Annotated in this window: 15 protein-coding genes and 5 tRNA genes; 9 read left to right on the top strand and 11 right to left on the bottom strand. The window is 50.9% G+C overall.

What is annotated here, in order from left to right; all coding sequences use genetic code 11:
• Nucleotides 1-30: 30 nt before the first annotated feature.
• Entirely contained in the window at nt 31-1,353 is a 1,323-nt protein-coding gene (deoA, locus tag OGX98_RS22900) for a thymidine phosphorylase (protein ID WP_286595957.1), read from the bottom strand.
• Between the two features lie 107 nt (nt 1,354-1,460).
• On the bottom strand, nt 1,461-2,240 hold the full coding sequence (gene deoC, locus OGX98_RS22895) for a deoxyribose-phosphate aldolase (RefSeq protein WP_197086132.1): 780 nt from the start codon (nt 2,238-2,240) through the stop codon (nt 1,461-1,463).
• Nucleotides 2,241-2,512: 272 nt separating this feature from the next.
• Here deoC and OGX98_RS22890 point away from each other — a divergent pair, with 272 nt between their 5' ends.
• Nucleotides 2,513-4,063: a YjjI family glycine radical enzyme gene (locus OGX98_RS22890; RefSeq protein WP_200011374.1), complete on the top strand. Its 1,551-nt coding sequence runs from the start codon at nt 2,513-2,515 to the stop codon at nt 4,061-4,063.
• A complete protein-coding gene (locus tag OGX98_RS22885) occupies nt 4,035-4,898 on the top strand; it encodes a YjjW family glycine radical enzyme activase (RefSeq protein WP_286595956.1) in 864 nt (287 codons plus the stop codon). Before OGX98_RS22890 ends, OGX98_RS22885 begins: the two co-directional genes overlap by 29 nt.
• 33 nt (nt 4,899-4,931) lie before the next feature.
• Here OGX98_RS22885 and OGX98_RS22880 read toward each other — a convergent pair whose 3' ends face one another.
• The 8 genes from OGX98_RS22880 to holD all read right to left on the bottom strand — a co-directional run bounded on the left by OGX98_RS22880 (nt 4,932) and on the right by holD (nt 11,421).
• Nucleotides 4,932-5,708 carry a metal-dependent hydrolase gene (locus tag OGX98_RS22880; RefSeq protein WP_284096624.1) on the bottom strand — a complete coding sequence of 259 codons (777 nt, stop codon included), beginning with the start codon at nt 5,706-5,708 and terminating at the stop codon, nt 4,932-4,934.
• Nucleotides 5,705-6,778: a patatin-like phospholipase family protein gene (locus tag OGX98_RS22875; protein ID WP_045439472.1), complete on the bottom strand. Its 1,074-nt coding sequence runs from the start codon at nt 6,776-6,778 to the stop codon at nt 5,705-5,707. Before OGX98_RS22875 ends, OGX98_RS22880 begins: the two co-directional genes overlap by 4 nt.
• A gap of 121 nt (nt 6,779-6,899) precedes the next feature.
• Nucleotides 6,900-7,061: a DUF1328 domain-containing protein gene (locus OGX98_RS22870; protein ID WP_003019081.1), complete on the bottom strand. Its 162-nt coding sequence runs from the start codon at nt 7,059-7,061 to the stop codon at nt 6,900-6,902.
• A gap of 129 nt (nt 7,062-7,190) precedes the next feature.
• On the bottom strand, nt 7,191-7,808 hold the full coding sequence (osmY, locus tag OGX98_RS22865) for a molecular chaperone OsmY (RefSeq protein WP_045439469.1): 618 nt from the start codon (nt 7,806-7,808) through the stop codon (nt 7,191-7,193).
• A gap of 407 nt (nt 7,809-8,215) precedes the next feature.
• Nucleotides 8,216-9,805 carry a peptide chain release factor 3 gene (gene prfC / locus OGX98_RS22860; protein WP_045439466.1) on the bottom strand — a complete coding sequence of 530 codons (1,590 nt, stop codon included), beginning with the start codon at nt 9,803-9,805 and terminating at the stop codon, nt 8,216-8,218.
• 92 nt (nt 9,806-9,897) lie between these two features.
• Nucleotides 9,898-10,575, bottom strand: a complete 678-nt coding sequence (yjjG, locus tag OGX98_RS22855; RefSeq protein WP_045449431.1) for a pyrimidine 5'-nucleotidase — start codon at nt 10,573-10,575, stop codon at nt 9,898-9,900.
• Between the two features lie 17 nt (nt 10,576-10,592).
• Entirely contained in the window at nt 10,593-11,039 is a 447-nt protein-coding gene (gene rimI, locus OGX98_RS22850) for a ribosomal protein S18-alanine N-acetyltransferase (protein WP_045439463.1), read from the bottom strand.
• Nucleotides 11,008-11,421, bottom strand: a complete 414-nt coding sequence (gene holD, locus OGX98_RS22845; protein WP_045439461.1) for a DNA polymerase III subunit psi — start codon at nt 11,419-11,421, stop codon at nt 11,008-11,010. The genes rimI and holD overlap by 32 nt, the downstream gene beginning before the upstream one ends.
• Before the next feature lie 155 nt (nt 11,422-11,576).
• Here holD and rsmC point away from each other — a divergent pair, with 155 nt between their 5' ends.
• From rsmC to OGX98_RS22815, 6 genes are all read left to right on the top strand, one after another.
• Nucleotides 11,577-12,608 (top strand): 16S rRNA (guanine(1207)-N(2))-methyltransferase RsmC, encoded by a 1,032-nt coding sequence (gene rsmC, locus OGX98_RS22840; RefSeq protein ID WP_225760437.1) that lies wholly within the window; start codon nt 11,577-11,579, stop codon nt 12,606-12,608.
• A gap of 137 nt (nt 12,609-12,745) precedes the next feature.
• Nucleotides 12,746-12,832, top strand: a tRNA-Leu gene (locus OGX98_RS22835).
• Nucleotides 12,833-12,860: 28 nt separating this feature from the next.
• A tRNA-Leu gene (locus tag OGX98_RS22830) sits at nt 12,861-12,947 on the top strand.
• 31 nt (nt 12,948-12,978) lie between these two features.
• Nucleotides 12,979-13,065 (top strand) — tRNA-Leu (locus tag OGX98_RS22825).
• A 28-nt stretch (nt 13,066-13,093) separates the two neighbouring features.
• Nucleotides 13,094-13,180: transfer RNA gene (locus OGX98_RS22820), tRNA-Leu, on the top strand.
• A 31-nt stretch (nt 13,181-13,211) separates the two neighbouring features.
• Nucleotides 13,212-13,298: transfer RNA gene (locus OGX98_RS22815), tRNA-Leu, on the top strand.
• A gap of 37 nt (nt 13,299-13,335) precedes the next feature.
• Here OGX98_RS22815 and OGX98_RS22810 read toward each other — a convergent pair.
• Nucleotides 13,336-13,572, bottom strand: a complete 237-nt coding sequence (locus tag OGX98_RS22810; protein ID WP_286596013.1) for a DUF1435 domain-containing protein — start codon at nt 13,570-13,572, stop codon at nt 13,336-13,338.
• A 254-nt stretch (nt 13,573-13,826) separates the two neighbouring features.
• Between OGX98_RS22810 and OGX98_RS22805 the strand changes: the two genes are divergently transcribed.
• The gene (locus OGX98_RS22805) at nt 13,827-14,903 is read left to right on the top strand and encodes a GGDEF domain-containing protein (protein ID WP_048222131.1); all 1,077 of its coding nucleotides are present in this window, start codon (nt 13,827-13,829) and stop codon (nt 14,901-14,903) included.
• Nucleotides 14,904-14,953 lie beyond the last annotated feature (50 nt).

Genomic DNA, 14,953 nt, shown 5'->3' with positions numbered 1-14,953 from the left:
CCGCAAAAAAGCGATCAGATCAGTATACAGTTATTCGGTAATACGACGATAGACTGTCGGTGTAATTTCTGGCGCTTTGTCGTCAAGGCTGATTGCCGCTTTGACGGCTTTCGCCGCTTCCTGCCAGCTGGCTTCATCTTTGGCGTGGATCACTGCCAGCGGACGCTGTCCATCTATGCTGTCACCCAAACGCGCCATATCAGTAAAGCCGACGCTGTAATCAATCGTGTCAGATGCCTGACGGCGACCGCCGCCCATGGAAACTACCGCCATACCCAGTGCACGGGTATCCATCGCGCTAACGAAACCTTCGGTATCAGCATATACCGCTTTGCTGAGCATTGCCGTCGGGAGGTACTTCGCGTAGTTTTCGACAAAATCGGTCGGTCCCTTCTGCGCCGCAACCATGCGACCAAAAATTTCCGCCGCTTTACCGTTATCCAGTACCGCCTGCAACCTGGCGCGGGCTTCAGCATCGTCTTTCGCAAGTTTGCCGGAGATCAGCATCTCCACGCACAGCGCCATGGTGACGTCAAACAGACGCGGGTTACGGTATTCACCCATCAGGAACTGTACAGCTTCGCGAACTTCTACCGCGTTACCGGCGCTGGAGGCCAGCACCTGATTCATATCGGTTAACAGTGCGGTAGTACGCACACCCGCACCATTCGCCACACCAACAATCGCTTCGGCAAGGGCAGCCGAAAGTTCATAGGTCGGCATAAAGGCACCGCTGCCTACTTTCACGTCCATCACCAATGCATCCAGCCCTTCCGCCAATTTTTTCGCCAGAATAGAGCCAGTAATCAGTGGGATGGAGTCCACGGTCGCGGTAATGTCGCGGGTGGCATAAAAACGTTTATCCGCCGGTGCAAGCGAGCTGGTTTGACCAATAATCGCAACACCCACGTCTTTAATAATTTCACGGAATCGAGCGTCATCCGGGAAGATGTCAAATCCCGGAATGGCTTCCAGTTTATCAAGCGTACCACCGGTATGGCCCAGACCACGCCCGGAGATCATCGGAATATAACCACCGCATGCAGCGACCATCGGGCCTAACATCAGTGACGTTACGTCACCCACGCCACCGGTAGAGTGTTTATCCACAATCGGGCCGTTCAGTTGCAGACTCTTCCAGTCCAGCACGGTTCCTGAATCACGCATTGCCATGGTCAGCGAAACACGCTCTGGCATTGTCATATCGTGGAAGAAAATAGTCATCGCCAGGGCGGCGATTTGCCCTTCAGAGATGGTGTTATCGCGAATACCATTGATAAAGAAACGAATTTCTTCATCGCTCAGCGCATGACCATCACGTTTTTTACGAATAATTTCTTGTGCGAGAAACAAGGTAACCTCCCGATTATGGGCCGGGTAAGCAAGATGCCACCCGGCAAGTCGTATTGATGCCGGAGGGTGACTAACACCTTGTCCGGCCTACGATGGGCAATTGAAACTTAGTAGCTGCTTGCGCTCTTACCATCACCGTGACCCAGCGCTTTCAACAAGCTAGCCAGCAGGCTGGATGCACCGAAGCGGTAGTGGCGGGAATCAGCCCAATCAGCACCAAACAGTTCGTCCGCAATAGCCAGGAACTGCTGTGCGTCTTCCGCAGTACGTACGCCGCCAGCCGGTTTGAAGCCAACCGTTTTTTCCACACCCATATCGCGGATCACTTCCATCATGATGCGTGCGCTTTCCGGCGTCGCATTTACTGGTACTTTACCGGTAGAGGTTTTGATGAAATCAGCACCGGCTTTGATGGAGATTTCAGAGGCTTTACGAATCAAGGCTTCTTCTTTCAGTTCGCCTGTTTCGATAATCACTTTCAGCAGCACATTTGCCGCAGCACATGCGTCTTTACAGGCTTTAACCAGATCGAAACCAATCTGCTCGTTACCAGCAATCAGCGCACGGTACGGGAATACCACGTCAACTTCGTCCGCACCGTAAGCGATAGCGGCGCGGGTTTCTGCCAGCGCAATCTCGATGTCGTCGTTGCCGTGCGGGAAGTTTGTCACTGTAGCAATGCGGATGTCCGGCGTGCCCTGCTCTTTCAGAGTTTTACGAGCAATAGGGATGAAACGCGGATAAATGCAGATTGCTGCCGTGTTACCAACCGGAGTTTTAGCCTGATGACACAGCGCGATCACTTTTTCATTCGTGTCGTCGTCATTCAGGGTAGTCAGATCCATCAGTTTCAGTGCACGCAGGCTGCTTGCTGTTAAATCGGTCATAACATTCTCCAACGGCATCGCCGTATAAAATTTCACCTTGCGAGTTTGTTAGTATTCTAACATCCGCTCGCTATTACACTTCGATATACATCACAGTTAATGAAAACCACATACAGATTTGCATTACTCTAATGAGATCTACTTCAAATAAATAACCTTTACCGGCAGGATGTGATGGCTTCAGCCGCATCCGGATCAAAGGTTGATGTTGTACAGCTTCCTACAATGACACTTAACCTTCAGCTCCTATTCGGCACATAAAGGAACCAACGATGCCCACGTCCTCTGAACTCGCGCTGCAACAGCGTTGCCAACAAATCGTGACCAGTCCGGTGCTCAGCCCTGAACAGAAACGCCATTTTCTGGCGCTGGAGGCAGAGAACGCTCTACCTTATCCCCATTTGCCTGTTGAAGCCCGCCAGGCGCTGGATGACGGGGTTATCTGCGATATGTATGAAGGTCATGCCCCGTTCAAGCCGCGCTATGTTTTACCCGATTACGCTCGTTTTCTGGCCAACGGTTCATCATGGCTGGAACTGGAAGGCGCAAAGGATCTTGATGACGCATTATCCTTGCTGACCATCCTGTACCACCATGTTCCGTCAGTAACCTCGATGCCGGTCTACCTCGGGCAGATCGATGCTTTGCTGCAACCGTATGTTAGAATTCTAACACAAGAAGAGATCGACATTCGAATAAAACGTTTCTGGCGTTATCTCGACAGAACGCTGCCAGATGCGTTTATGCATGCCAACATCGGTCCTGCTGACACACCAGTTACGCGAGCAATTTTACGTGCAGATGCAGAGTTAAAGCAGGTTTCCCCTAATCTGACATTTATTTATGATCCGCAAATTACTCCTGACGATCTTCTGTTGAACGTAGCGAAAAATATTTGCGAATGCAGCAAACCACACATTTCCAACGGCCCTGAAAATGATAAAATTTTCACAAAAGGCCACTATGGCGTGGTCAGCTGTTACAACTCCCTGCCTCTCGCTGGGGGAGGAAGTACGCTGGTCAGACTCAATCTGAAAGCCATCGCAGAGCGCAGCACGTCTGTCGATGACTTCTTTACGCGCACTCTACCGCACTACTGTCAGCAGCAAATCGCCATCATTGATTCACGATGTGAATTCCTCTACGAGAAATCACATTTCTTTGAGAATAGCTTCCTGGTGCAGGAAGGGTTGATTGATCCCAAACGTTTTGTACCAATGTTTGGGATGTACGGTCTGGCGGAAGCGGTAAACCTGCTTTGTGAAAAGGCTGGCCTGAGCGCCCGCTACGGGAAGGATGAGAGTGCTAATGAGATGGGCTATCGTATCAGCGCCCAGCTTGCTGACTTTGTGGAAAACACACCTGTAAAATATGGCTGGAAGCAGCGCGCGATGCTGCATGCGCAGTCGGGTATCAGTTCTGATATTGGCACCACGCCGGGTGCGCGTCTGCCTTATGGCGATGAGCCGGATCCTATCACCCATCTGCAAACCGTTGCACCACACCACGCGTATTATCACGCCGGGATCAGCGATATTTTAACGCTGGATGAAACCATCAAACGCAATCCTCAGGCGTTGGTACAACTTTGCCTCGGGGCGTTTAAAGCTGGTATGCGTGAGTTTACGGCCAACGTGAGCGGTAACGATTTGGTACGCGTGACCGGCTATATGGTGCGCCTGTCCGATCTGGAAAAATATCGCGCCGAAGGCTCTCGCACCAATACCACCTGGCTGGGTGAAGAAGCCGCCCGCAATACGCGTATTCTGGATCGACAACCTCGTGTGGTAAGCCATGAACAGCAGATGCGCTTCGGTCAGTAAGATCATCCCTTTCTCCTGCGTGGACGGGCCAGGCAGTCGTCTGACCCTCTTTTTACAGGGGTGTAATTTGCGCTGTAAAAATTGCCACAACCCGTGGACGATGGGACGCTGCAACGATTGCGGGGAATGTGTTCCGCAGTGTCCACATCAGGCGCTAAGCCTGAATACGAGTAAAGTGGTGTGGCATTCTGATATTTGCCAGCAATGTGATACCTGCCTGCAAATGTGCCCACAGCAGGCGACACCGATGGCGCAGACCATGAGCGTCAATGAGGTTCTACGCCACATCCGTAAGGCATCATTGTTTATTGAGGGGATCACCGTCAGCGGTGGGGAAGCCACAACTCAACTCCCCTTTGTGATTGCGCTATTCTCAGCGATCAAAGCCGATCCGCAGTTACAGCACCTGACCTGCATGGTGGACAGCAACGGCTGGCTTGGCGAAACCGGCTGGCAGAAGCTGTTACCGGTTTGCGACGGTGTAATGCTGGATTTCAAAGCCTGGGACAGCGCATACCATATGCAGCTTACCGGGCGCGATAATGCGACGATCAAGCGCAGTATTCTCTTTCTGGCTAAGCGGGGAAAACTTGCGGAATTGCGCCTGCTGGTCATTCCCGGTCAGGTGGATTATCTGCATCATATCGAACCACTGGCGGCGTTTATTACCCAACTGGGACGCGTACCGGTGCGGCTTAATGCATTCCATGCGCATGGCGTATATGGCGAAGCCAAAGCGTGGGCGAGCGCAACGCCGGAGGATGTGGAGCAATTGGCGAAAGAATTACGCAAGCGCGGGGTGGATAATCTGATTTATCCAGCGTTATATTTGTGAATTGCCGGATAGCGCCTACGCCTTATCCGGCCATCAGAGGGTAAACAACGCGGTCGTATTGCGATACAGCACATCAGCAATCACGTCCGCTGGCTCTGGACGCAATTCACATAAAACATCAAACACCCGGACCACCTGTTCCGGGCGGTTAGGCTGGCCCTGAAAACCGTTTAACGGCATATCCGGCGCGTCGGTTTCCAGCAGCAATGCTTCCAGCGGTAACTGCGCCACCACCTCACGCGTTTTACTGGCGCGTGGATAGGTAATGGTCCCGCCCACGCCAATTTTATAGCCCAATTGAACAAAGCGCTCCGCCTGCTGCATGCTTCCTGCAAAACCGTGTACTACACCGGTTCGCGGGAGGGCGTGGCGTTTAAGATGCATCGCCAGCTTGTCATGGGTGCGGCGCGAATGCAGGATCACCGGCATATCGTAGCGTTTCGCCAGCTTAAGCTGCGCCTCCAGTACCCATTCCTGCTTGTCGAAGTGCGGATCGTCGCGCCACAGATCCAGTCCGATCTCTCCGACGGCAACTACTTTCTGCGGTCGTTTTTCCAGTTCCTGTTGCAGTCTATCCAGACAGTCGCCGTCGTGATGTTCAATAACAATGGGGTGCAGACCCAATGCGGCAAACAACGATGGATAGGTTTGTGCTAACACCAGCACGCGTGAAAAATTCACCGCCTCAGTGGCCGGGACAATGATGCTGTTCACCCCAGCCTCAGCGGCACGCTGGATACTGTCAGGTTCATCACCGACAAAGGGCGGAAAATCGAAATGACAATGCGTATCGATAAAACGATAACTCACGCCAGATCCTCATTATTGAATGTCGTGTCGTTGGCCTGGGGTGCGTGGGTAACCACCGGGGCATGGGCATCATTGGCAACAGGCGCAGGAGGGACCACCACCGGCCCCGGCACCACAATCTTCGGAGTCTGGCGCGGCAACGGCGTATTTTTCGCCAACAACTTACCCACGGTAGCCAAAAAGTAACGACCGCAAAGGCGTCCTGTTTTGTAGTCTTCTCTCAGTGCCGGAATACGGCTACCTAACGCCATACTGTGCAGCGGTTTTGGCGGATAGATCTCAAAGATACGCAGCTTACCGGGCGGTTTTTCAATAAAATTCTGAATAGCACGATAGCTGGTTTCATGATGCTGAACTAAATTCACCAACGGTTGCAAGCTGCTTTCCCCCAGCCAGCGCTCCATCCGCTTGAACCACTGTGGCGTATAGTACATTTGCGAGGGCACGGTGCGGATCACCACCAACGTTTTTGCCCCCTGCTTTGCCGCCTCCTGCACGGGGATAGCATCGCTAATTCCCCCATCCAGATAGTTGACACCGTCAAGCAACACTCCCGAACGATAGAATCCCGGAATAGCACTGGAGGCGCGGATAAGGTCGAGCCAATTCTGTCGGGTAGGTGAAAAGTAGCCCGGGCTATAGTCATCTCCCCGACAGGCGCACATGTAAAAAGCTTTTCCCGCTGCAAACAGGCGCTCTGCGTTATCAATCGCCAGCGGCATCTGCGTCGATGTTGAATCCACCAGCCAGTCGAGATCGATAAGATTTCCCCCGCGCACAAATCGCACCGGGTCAAAGAACTCACGCTTTGTGGTGTAACGCATAATAACTTTGCGTCCGTAACCGGGCTGATTACAAAGATAGGCCGAAAGATTTTGCGCGCCAGCGGAAGTCCCGTAGTAGAAATCAAAGGGATTGAATTGCGCACGCATGAACTCATCCAGTACGCCTGCAGTAAAGATCCCCCTTTGTCCTCCGCCTTCGCACACCAGCGCCATACTGCCAGGTTGAAACGGACGTAACGATAACGGCGCAATATTACCGAGCGTGACGGGTATTCTCTGCCCCACCTCTGCCTTCCTGTATTTTTTGTGATAGAACGACAAAGTAACGCAATTTGCTCATCGCTAAAACCGTAAAAGCCAGTCCACTGGACTGGCTTGGTAGCAATTTTTCTTTACGGTTTACGCGCTAGGGTCGTTTACGACCGGTAAACAGGCTAACCAGAAACAGGATAATCCCGACCACGAAGACTATTTTTGCCGCACCTGCAGCGGTACCCGCAAGTCCACCAAATCCCAGAGCGGCGGCAATTAACGCGATAACCAGAAATATGATGCCCCAACGAAACATACGCTTCTCCTTTACCATAGTTAATGTCAACCGCTTGATATGGACGCTCAGGCCGCCCATTTGCGATATTTTTTAGTGTGGTGCACAACACGCCTTCCGACAAACATCGGGAAGGCGAATTAAGTCGAATTACTGAGTTTTGAGATCGTTTTTGACGCTTTTCACGCCATCAACGGCTTTGGCGATGCTCTCAGCACGATCGCTTTGAGCCTGTGAATCGACGGTTCCGGAAAGCTGAACTACACCATCGGTAGTCTCTACTTTCACTTTGCGGGAAGGGACTATGTCATCAGCCAGCAGTTTCGCTTTCACTTCGCTGGTGGTTGCCGTATCGCCCGCATAGCCTTTTACAGTCGTACTTTTGCTATCCCGAACGTGCAGTTTGTCGCTAACGGAGGTCACCCCTTCAACGCCTTTCGCTACCTTCACCGCTTCTTCAGCCTGGGCCTGGCTTTCAACAAACCCACTTAACGTAACCACTTTTTGGTCTGTTTTGACGGAGATATCGGTGCTCTTAATACTTTCGTGATCCACCAGCGCGGCTTTTACTTTTGCAGTGATGGAGCTGTCATCCATGAAATTACCGACTTTGTTCATAGAGCTATCGACTTTCTGCCCCGCGCTTTCAAGACCGGATTGCGCTTTGTCCATTGTCGCGTTTTCTGCAAAAGCAGAACCCGTTGCAACAGCAGAAGTCAGCATCACGGCCAGCAGCGTTTTAGAAATCTTCAGTCTTGTCATTGTCATCGATTTAATCCTGTTTTTTTTGCTCATAATTCGAGCATTGGCAGCACATGTGCTGCATTGCTGAATGTGGCGAAAATCACTCAATTCAGAAGTCAATGGTCGCCATCACAATCAACAGTACTCACATTGATGTTCTGCACGACGACGACCCGAACCAGTTATTAATATCGTGATAAAAATAAATATCAGTTCTAACAACCATAAACATTTATTTGCATGGCATTTAAATGCCGACACTTATGTCATCACTTTGTTAAATATAGATCACAATTTCGAAGTCGCTGACCAAACAGATTAAAAAACAGACAAAACGAAGATAAAATGCGGGATTTAAGAACATTCCGTAAGGGATTAAAAAGGCAGGGAAAGTCGCAGGGTACGGCAGAAGCCGCACCCTGGAAGGTCGATTAGTGTTCGCGCGTTTTACGGAACGTAACGTCAGGATAACGTTCCTGGGTGAGGTTCAGGTTAACCATGGTAGGGGCAATATAGGTAAGATTATCACCACCATCCAGCGCCAGCTGAACTTCGTTTTTACGCTTAAATTCTTCGAATTTTTTCACGTCTGTACATTCTACCCAGCGCGCAGTTGCCACGTTGACCGACTCATAAATCGCTTCAACGTTGTACTCGCTTTTCAGGCGTGAAACGACCACATCAAACTGCAGCACACCGACCGCACCAACGATCAGATCGTTATTGGCAATCGGACGGAAGACCTGCACCGCACCTTCTTCAGAAAGCTGAACCAGACCTTTCAACAGCTGTTTTTGCTTCAACGGATCTTTCAGGCGAATACGACGGAACAGCTCCGGTGCGAAGTTCGGGATACCGGTGAACTTCATCATTTCGCCCTGAGTAAAGGTATCACCAATCTGAATGGTGCCGTGGTTGTGCAGACCGAGGATATCGCCTGGATACGCTTCTTCCACGTGAGAACGATCTCCAGCCATAAAGGTCAGCGCATCTGAAATAACCACATCTTTACCAATGCGCACCTGACGCATTTTCATGCCTTTCTCATATTTTCCGGAAACAACACGCATAAACGCCACGCGGTCGCGATGTTTCGGGTCCATATTGGCCTGAATTTTAAAGACGAAACCAGTGAACTTCTCTTCTGAGGCTTCAACTACGCGGGTATCGGTTTTACGTGGCATTGGCGCTGGCGCCCACTCCACCAGACCGTCCAGCATATGGTCTACACCGAAGTTACCCAGTGCGGTCCCGAAGAAAACCGGTGTTATTTCACCCGCCAGGAACAGCTCATGGTCAAACTCGTTAGAAGCCCCCTGAACCAGCTCCAGCTCATCACGCAACTGCTGAGCCAGATCTTCACCCACTGCCGCGTCGAGATCCGGGTTATTCAGACCTTTGACAATACGAACTTCCTGGATGGTATGGCCTTTACCGGTCTGGTACAGGTAGGTCTCATCTTTATAAAGGTGATACACGCCCTTGAACAATTTACCGCAGCCAATCGGCCACGTAATCGGCGCACAGCCGATTTTCAGCTCGTTTTCCACTTCATCCAGCAGTTCCATCGGATCGCGGATATCACGGTCAAGTTTGTTCATAAAGGTCAGGATCGGGGTATCACGCAGACGCGTAACTTCCATCAACTTACGGGTCCTGTCTTCAACACCTTTTGCGGCGTCGATGACCATCAGGCAGCAGTCCACCGCCGTCAGCGTACGGTAAGTATCCTCAGAGAAGTCTTCGTGCCCAGGGGTGTCCAGCAGGTTCACCAGACAGTCATGATACGGAAACTGCATTACCGAGGTAGTAATGGAGATACCACGCTGCTTTTCCATCTCCATCCAGTCAGATTTCGCATGCTGGCTGGAGCCACGGCCTTTTACCGTACCGGCGGTCTGGATAGCCTGTCCGAATAACAGCACCTTTTCGGTGATAGTCGTTTTACCGGCATCCGGGTGAGAAATAATGGCAAAAGTGCGGCGTTTAGCCACCTCCTGCAAATAAGGAGACAACGTCATAGTCAAATCTTCTTAGGTAAGCACGGCATCAGGCCGGGCATGTTGAATACGAAAAATTGCGGCTATTTTACCCATCAACAGGGGGGAGGCAATCAGTGTTTACACAGGAGTTGCTCCAGTTCGCTTAATGACGCAACCGTCCAGGTCGGCTGAATGCCCACAGGCTGCTCACGATGGTGTGCATTTAGCCAGCAGGTGGACAGTCCGGAATTGATACCACCAAGAATATCTGACTCCGCAGTATCACCCACCATAAGTACTCGAGAGCGATCAGGATTGCCCGCCAGCGTCAGTGCATGATCAAAAATACGCGGATCGGGTTTTGCCACACCAACCTGTTCAGAAATGACAAGCAGATCGAAAAAGTCTCGCAGACCCGTACGCTCAAGGCGGATTTGCTGCAATGCGGTAAAGCCGTTGGTAATAATGCCAATTTTCGTTTTGCCACGAATCGCATTCAAGAGCGAAACCGCGCCCGGTAGCGGGGAGCAAATCTCCGCCATCGCATTAATAAAAGCGTCGTTCAGAGAGCCAGGCGGCACGTTCAGGCGTTCAGCCCAGCTCTGGAAACGAGCATGCTGCAGTTGTAATGACGTTATCGCACCGTTTTGATAATCCACCCACAGTGGCTTATTCACGGCCTGATAGTCCTGAAAATCTTCAGCGGTAAAGGTAATGCTATAGTCGAGAAACATCCGCTGTAGGCCGGTAAACGCATCAAATGTGAACAACGTTTCATCGGCATCAAAGAAAATCCAGTCCCACTTCATCATCATTACACCTTGTCTTACATGCTGATTGGCAATGCCATTATAATGGCGTCTTCGTGACCGTCGGCTGTCGGATAGTAATTACGACGAATCGTCGCTTCGTTAAAGCCTAAGCTTTCATATAGCGCGATAGCCGCAGCATTCGAAGCGCGCACCTCGAGCCACAGCGTCCGAATCCCCCGCTTTTCCAGTTCATCGATCAAATGATCCAGTAGTTCGCGTCCTAAACCTCGACGCTGAAAATCAGGGTCGACGGCAATATTGAACAGCGTAGCTTCATCCAGCACCACCTGCGTAATTGCAAAGGCGGCCATCGTTCCGTCAACTGTGAGCTGAAAATTGAGGTAACGATCGCCCTGGTTGCTGGCAAATGTTTTTTCACTCCATGGAAATGCATGGGCGCGTTTTTCAATCTGAAATGCTGTGGGTAAATCAGTCGGACCGAGGGAAGAAATCGTGTTCATATGCGCAGATTTGTTGCCATAAAGCGGCACGTGCCGCTGGGTTTTCCCGTAATTCATTAAACGCCGGGCTGGCGACCTGAGCGCCATCCAACTGCAAAGGCTCTTCGGTACCCAGCCGCCAGCTATTACAGCGACTGCCTTGTGGTAGCATGGCGACACGGTCAGGCGTCAGTTGTAAAACCTGATCCGGACTGACGGTCAATGCGTGTAAAATATCGCTCATCAACGGTTCGGTTAGCGCGGGTAACTCCGCGGCAACCATTACCAGACGGACATGCGCAGGAATTGAAACCGCGATCTCGCCCTGCAGTGCGCCAGGACGACGCAGCGACCACTGCGTAATGCCCAGTTGCTGTAACTGCCAGTCTCGTCGGGATGTCATAGCGAAACACTCCTGTCTATCAGGGGCGCAAATATAGCAAATCTGTCGAATCAGCGCCAACAAACAACGATACACGTCATCCCGCAGGCCGCCTTGATACAGCTTGAATGATTTTTTGTATATAATCGCAACCTGTATAAATTGAGGAGCACTCCATGTCTGCTTTTACCCCGGCAAGTGAAGTCTTGCTGCGCCACAGTGATGATTTCGAACAAAGCCGTATTCTGTTTGCCGGTGATTTGCAAGATGACCTGCCAGCCCACTTCGAAAGCGCCGCCAGCCGGGCGCATACCCAACAACTCCACCACTGGCAGGTATTAAACCGTCAGATGGGTGACAACGTTCGCTTTAGCCTCGTCGCACAGGCCGAAGACATCGCAGATAGCGATACGTTAATTTACTACTGGCCCAAAAATAAGCCGGAAGCCCAATTCCAACTGATGAATATTCTGTCGCTACTGCCGGTGGGCAGCGATATTTTTATCGTCGGTGAGAACCGCAGTGGCGTACGCAGCGCAGAACAAATGCTGGCCGAATACGCACCGCTGAATAAAGTCGACAGTGCGCGCCGCTGTGGCCTCTATCACGGTCGTCTGGAAAAACAGCCAGTCTTTGACGCCGAAAAGTACTGGGACGAGTACAACGTTGACAATTTGACCATCAAAACGCTACCTGGTGTGTTCAGCCGTGATGGCCTGGATGTGGGCAGCCAGTTGCTGCTGTCAACGTTGACACCGCACACCAAAGGTAAAGTTCTGGATGTTGGCTGTGGCGCAGGCGTACTCTCCGTCGCATTAGCCAGCCATTCACCGAAAGTTCGTTTAACGCTGTGCGATGTCAGCGCATCTGCGGTTGAAGCCAGCCGCGCAACGCTGGCCGCAAATGGTATTGAAGGTGATGTTCTCGCCAGTAACGTCTTTTCCGATGTGACCGGGCGCTTTGATATGATCATCTCTAACCCGCCATTCCACGACGGTATGCAGACCAGTCTTGATGCCGCACAAACGTTAATTCGCGGGGCGGTTCGTCATCTGAACAGCGGCGGTGAATTGCGTATTGTGGCCAACGCATTCCTGCCTTACCCGAAAGTGCTGGATGAAATGTTTGGCTTCCATGAAGTCATCGCCCAGACCGGACGTTTTAAAGTGTACCGTACCGTGATGACGCGTCAGGCGAAGAAAGCATAACTGGAATATGTAACGGCCATTTACATGGCCGTTTTTGCACCAATCAACCCAGACTGCACAATTAACTATTGACGAAAAGCTGAAAACCACTAGAATGCGCCTCCGTGGTAACGATACTTTTTGAGTATCGATGGTATGCGAAGGTGGCGGAATTGGTAGACGCGCTAGCTTCAGGTGTTAGTGTCCTTACGGACGTGGGGGTTCAAGTCCCCCCCCTCGCACCATAATCCACGTTGATATTGCTCGCACTGGGCGAAGGTGGCGGAATTGGTAGACGCGCTAGCTTCAGGTGTTAGTGTTCTTACGGACGTGGGGGTTCAAGTCCCCCCCCTCGCACCAACGAGGCGATATCAAAAAGTAAGATGACTGTGCGAAGGTGGCGGAATTGGTAGACGCGCTAGCTTCAGGTGTTAGTGTCCTTACGGACGTGGGGGTTCAAGTCCCCCCCCTCGCACCATAATCCACGTTGATATTGCTCGCACTGGGCGAAGGTGGCGGAATTGGTAGACGCGCTAGCTTCAGGTGTTAGTGTTCTTACGGACGTGGGGGTTCAAGTCCCCCCCCTCGCACCAACGAGGCGATATCAAAAAGTAAGATGACTGTGCGAAGGTGGCGGAATTGGTAGACGCGCTAGCTTCAGGTGTTAGTGTCCTTACGGACGTGGGGGTTCAAGTCCCCCCCCTCGCACCAATTATCTTATTTTCCCTTCTGTTTTTTCTGTTTCACCTCACCCCTGATTCCAGTTCATCATCATCAGAACAACGCCACCAATTAGCGCTGCGCATGAAGGTAGCAAAACAAAATGCCGTAATTGCTTGTGATACAGCATGAGTGAAGTCAGTAGTAACCCTAATACAACCACCGCTTTCCATGCGTAAACTGACAGGTCAGTAAATGCCAGCCCGGCAATTAATATTCCCGGCAGTAGCACTCCCCATCCACTGCCCAGCGCACGTTGCAACATGGTTTCACCTACGACATTGATAATGATAACCAATATCATATGATATATTTTCTCATTTGTCAGCCTGGAAAGACTATCAATTATATGAGTTTTACTTAACGATTGATGACATGAATAATTGAAGGTGATAAATTGCACGGCGGTTAGCTTTTCAACAAAAAACTATAAATACCTATGTGAATGATTTTTCACTCGTTATTTTTTCCCTGACAAACACATCTTCGTATCTTGCAGATAAATAACAATATTTACCTATGACAGTACAATCCTGGCGAGCTCTGCGCACTAAAAAATACCAACTCTCTTTACGTTTGTTTCTGCTTCTCAACGCAGTCTCCTCGTTGTTTACGCTTTTCTTCCCGCTTTTTGCCGTCAAGGCATTATCCGCACCAGCAGTACTCATCTGCGCCGCGAGTACGCTGTTGTTGGTCTGGCATGAGAAATATGTCGATAAAAGAATTAATCTCCCCCTTATTTCAATCATTTTTGGCTTGTTATGGGCGACACATATTGTTCTGAAATCTTCTGTATTAGGTCATAATGATTACTATTTTCTATTGATAGCGCTTCTCAGCGTGCTGTTTATTGGCTCGATTGCTTTTGCCAATAATATCATTGCGTTTACCCTCCATTCATTACCTTCAGTCGCCGTGTGTCTGTGGCTTAACGGTAGCGAGCACGGTCTGCGAATTATCTATTTTATGGCGCTGCCCATGGCCGGGATCGCTATTCAACACGTGATACAAAAGCGCTATGACGGTTTTGCCCAGCAGTTGATGTACAAGCTGCTGGAAGAGCGTGAAACACTAAACGGACTTAGTATGCTCGACCCATTAACGGGTCTGTATAATCGCCGGGGCCTGCAAAACCGGCTTGATACGCTGCTGGCCCTCAGTAATTCCAGGCACTATGTCCTGTTGCTGGATATCGACCATTTCAAAGCCTACAACGATCATTACGGCCATATGATGGGCGATCAGGCGCTGATTCGTGTTTCTGCCGCTATTCGCGACTCAGTGCGCTCGCGGGACGTAGTGGCGCGTTTTGGTGGTGAAGAGTTTATGGTGTTGCTGACCGCTATCGATCCAGCGCAGGCACAGGCTGCTGCCGAGCGAATTCGCCAGAAGGTCTACGATCTTAAAATTCCTCACATGTTTAATGAAAGCGTGGCGACCAATGTGACCGTCAGTATCGGCATTGCACCATTGGTAGATCAGGAGATTGACGAAGCCATCGCTAAAGCAGACAAAGCCCTCTACGAAGCCAAGAACCTGGGCCGTAATAACACTCTGGTCAGTGATGAACTACGGGTAAGCAGCCCCTCGGTCTGAGCTATCTGTGCGCTGTTGTCCAACATCGCGACAAAAATCTTGCCATCGTT

The sequence above is a fragment of the Citrobacter sp. Cm046 genome, assembly GCF_030333065.1.
Taxonomy (GTDB): domain Bacteria; phylum Pseudomonadota; class Gammaproteobacteria; order Enterobacterales; family Enterobacteriaceae; genus Citrobacter; species Citrobacter murliniae.
Note: the sequence above shows the minus strand (reverse complement) of the source record. Positions and strands in the feature narration are given on the sequence as shown.

Coding starts and splice junctions, on each gene's coding strand:
- deoC (WP_197086132.1), bottom strand. CDS start 2,240: ATGACCGATTTAACAGCAAGCAGCCTGCGTGCACTGAAACTGATGGAT.
- OGX98_RS22890 (WP_200011374.1), top strand. CDS start 2,513: ATGCCCACGTCCTCTGAACTCGCGCTGCAACAGCGTTGCCAACAAATC.
- OGX98_RS22885 (WP_286595956.1), top strand. CDS start 4,035: ATGAACAGCAGATGCGCTTCGGTCAGTAAGATCATCCCTTTCTCCTGC.
- OGX98_RS22870 (WP_003019081.1), bottom strand. CDS start 7,061: ATGTTTCGTTGGGGCATCATATTTCTGGTTATCGCGTTAATTGCCGCC.
- osmY (WP_045439469.1), bottom strand. CDS start 7,808: ATGACAATGACAAGACTGAAGATTTCTAAAACGCTGCTGGCCGTGATG.
- prfC (WP_045439466.1), bottom strand. CDS start 9,805: ATGACGTTGTCTCCTTATTTGCAGGAGGTGGCTAAACGCCGCACTTTT.
- yjjG (WP_045449431.1), bottom strand. CDS start 10,575: ATGAAGTGGGACTGGATTTTCTTTGATGCCGATGAAACGTTGTTCACA.
- rimI (WP_045439463.1), bottom strand. CDS start 11,039: ATGAACACGATTTCTTCCCTCGGTCCGACTGATTTACCCACAGCATTT.
- holD (WP_045439461.1), bottom strand. CDS start 11,421: ATGACATCCCGACGAGACTGGCAGTTACAGCAACTGGGCATTACGCAG.
- rsmC (WP_225760437.1), top strand. CDS start 11,577: ATGTCTGCTTTTACCCCGGCAAGTGAAGTCTTGCTGCGCCACAGTGAT.
- OGX98_RS22810 (WP_286596013.1), bottom strand. CDS start 13,572: ATGTTGCAACGTGCGCTGGGCAGTGGATGGGGAGTGCTACTGCCGGGA.
- OGX98_RS22805 (WP_048222131.1), top strand. CDS start 13,827: ATGACAGTACAATCCTGGCGAGCTCTGCGCACTAAAAAATACCAACTC.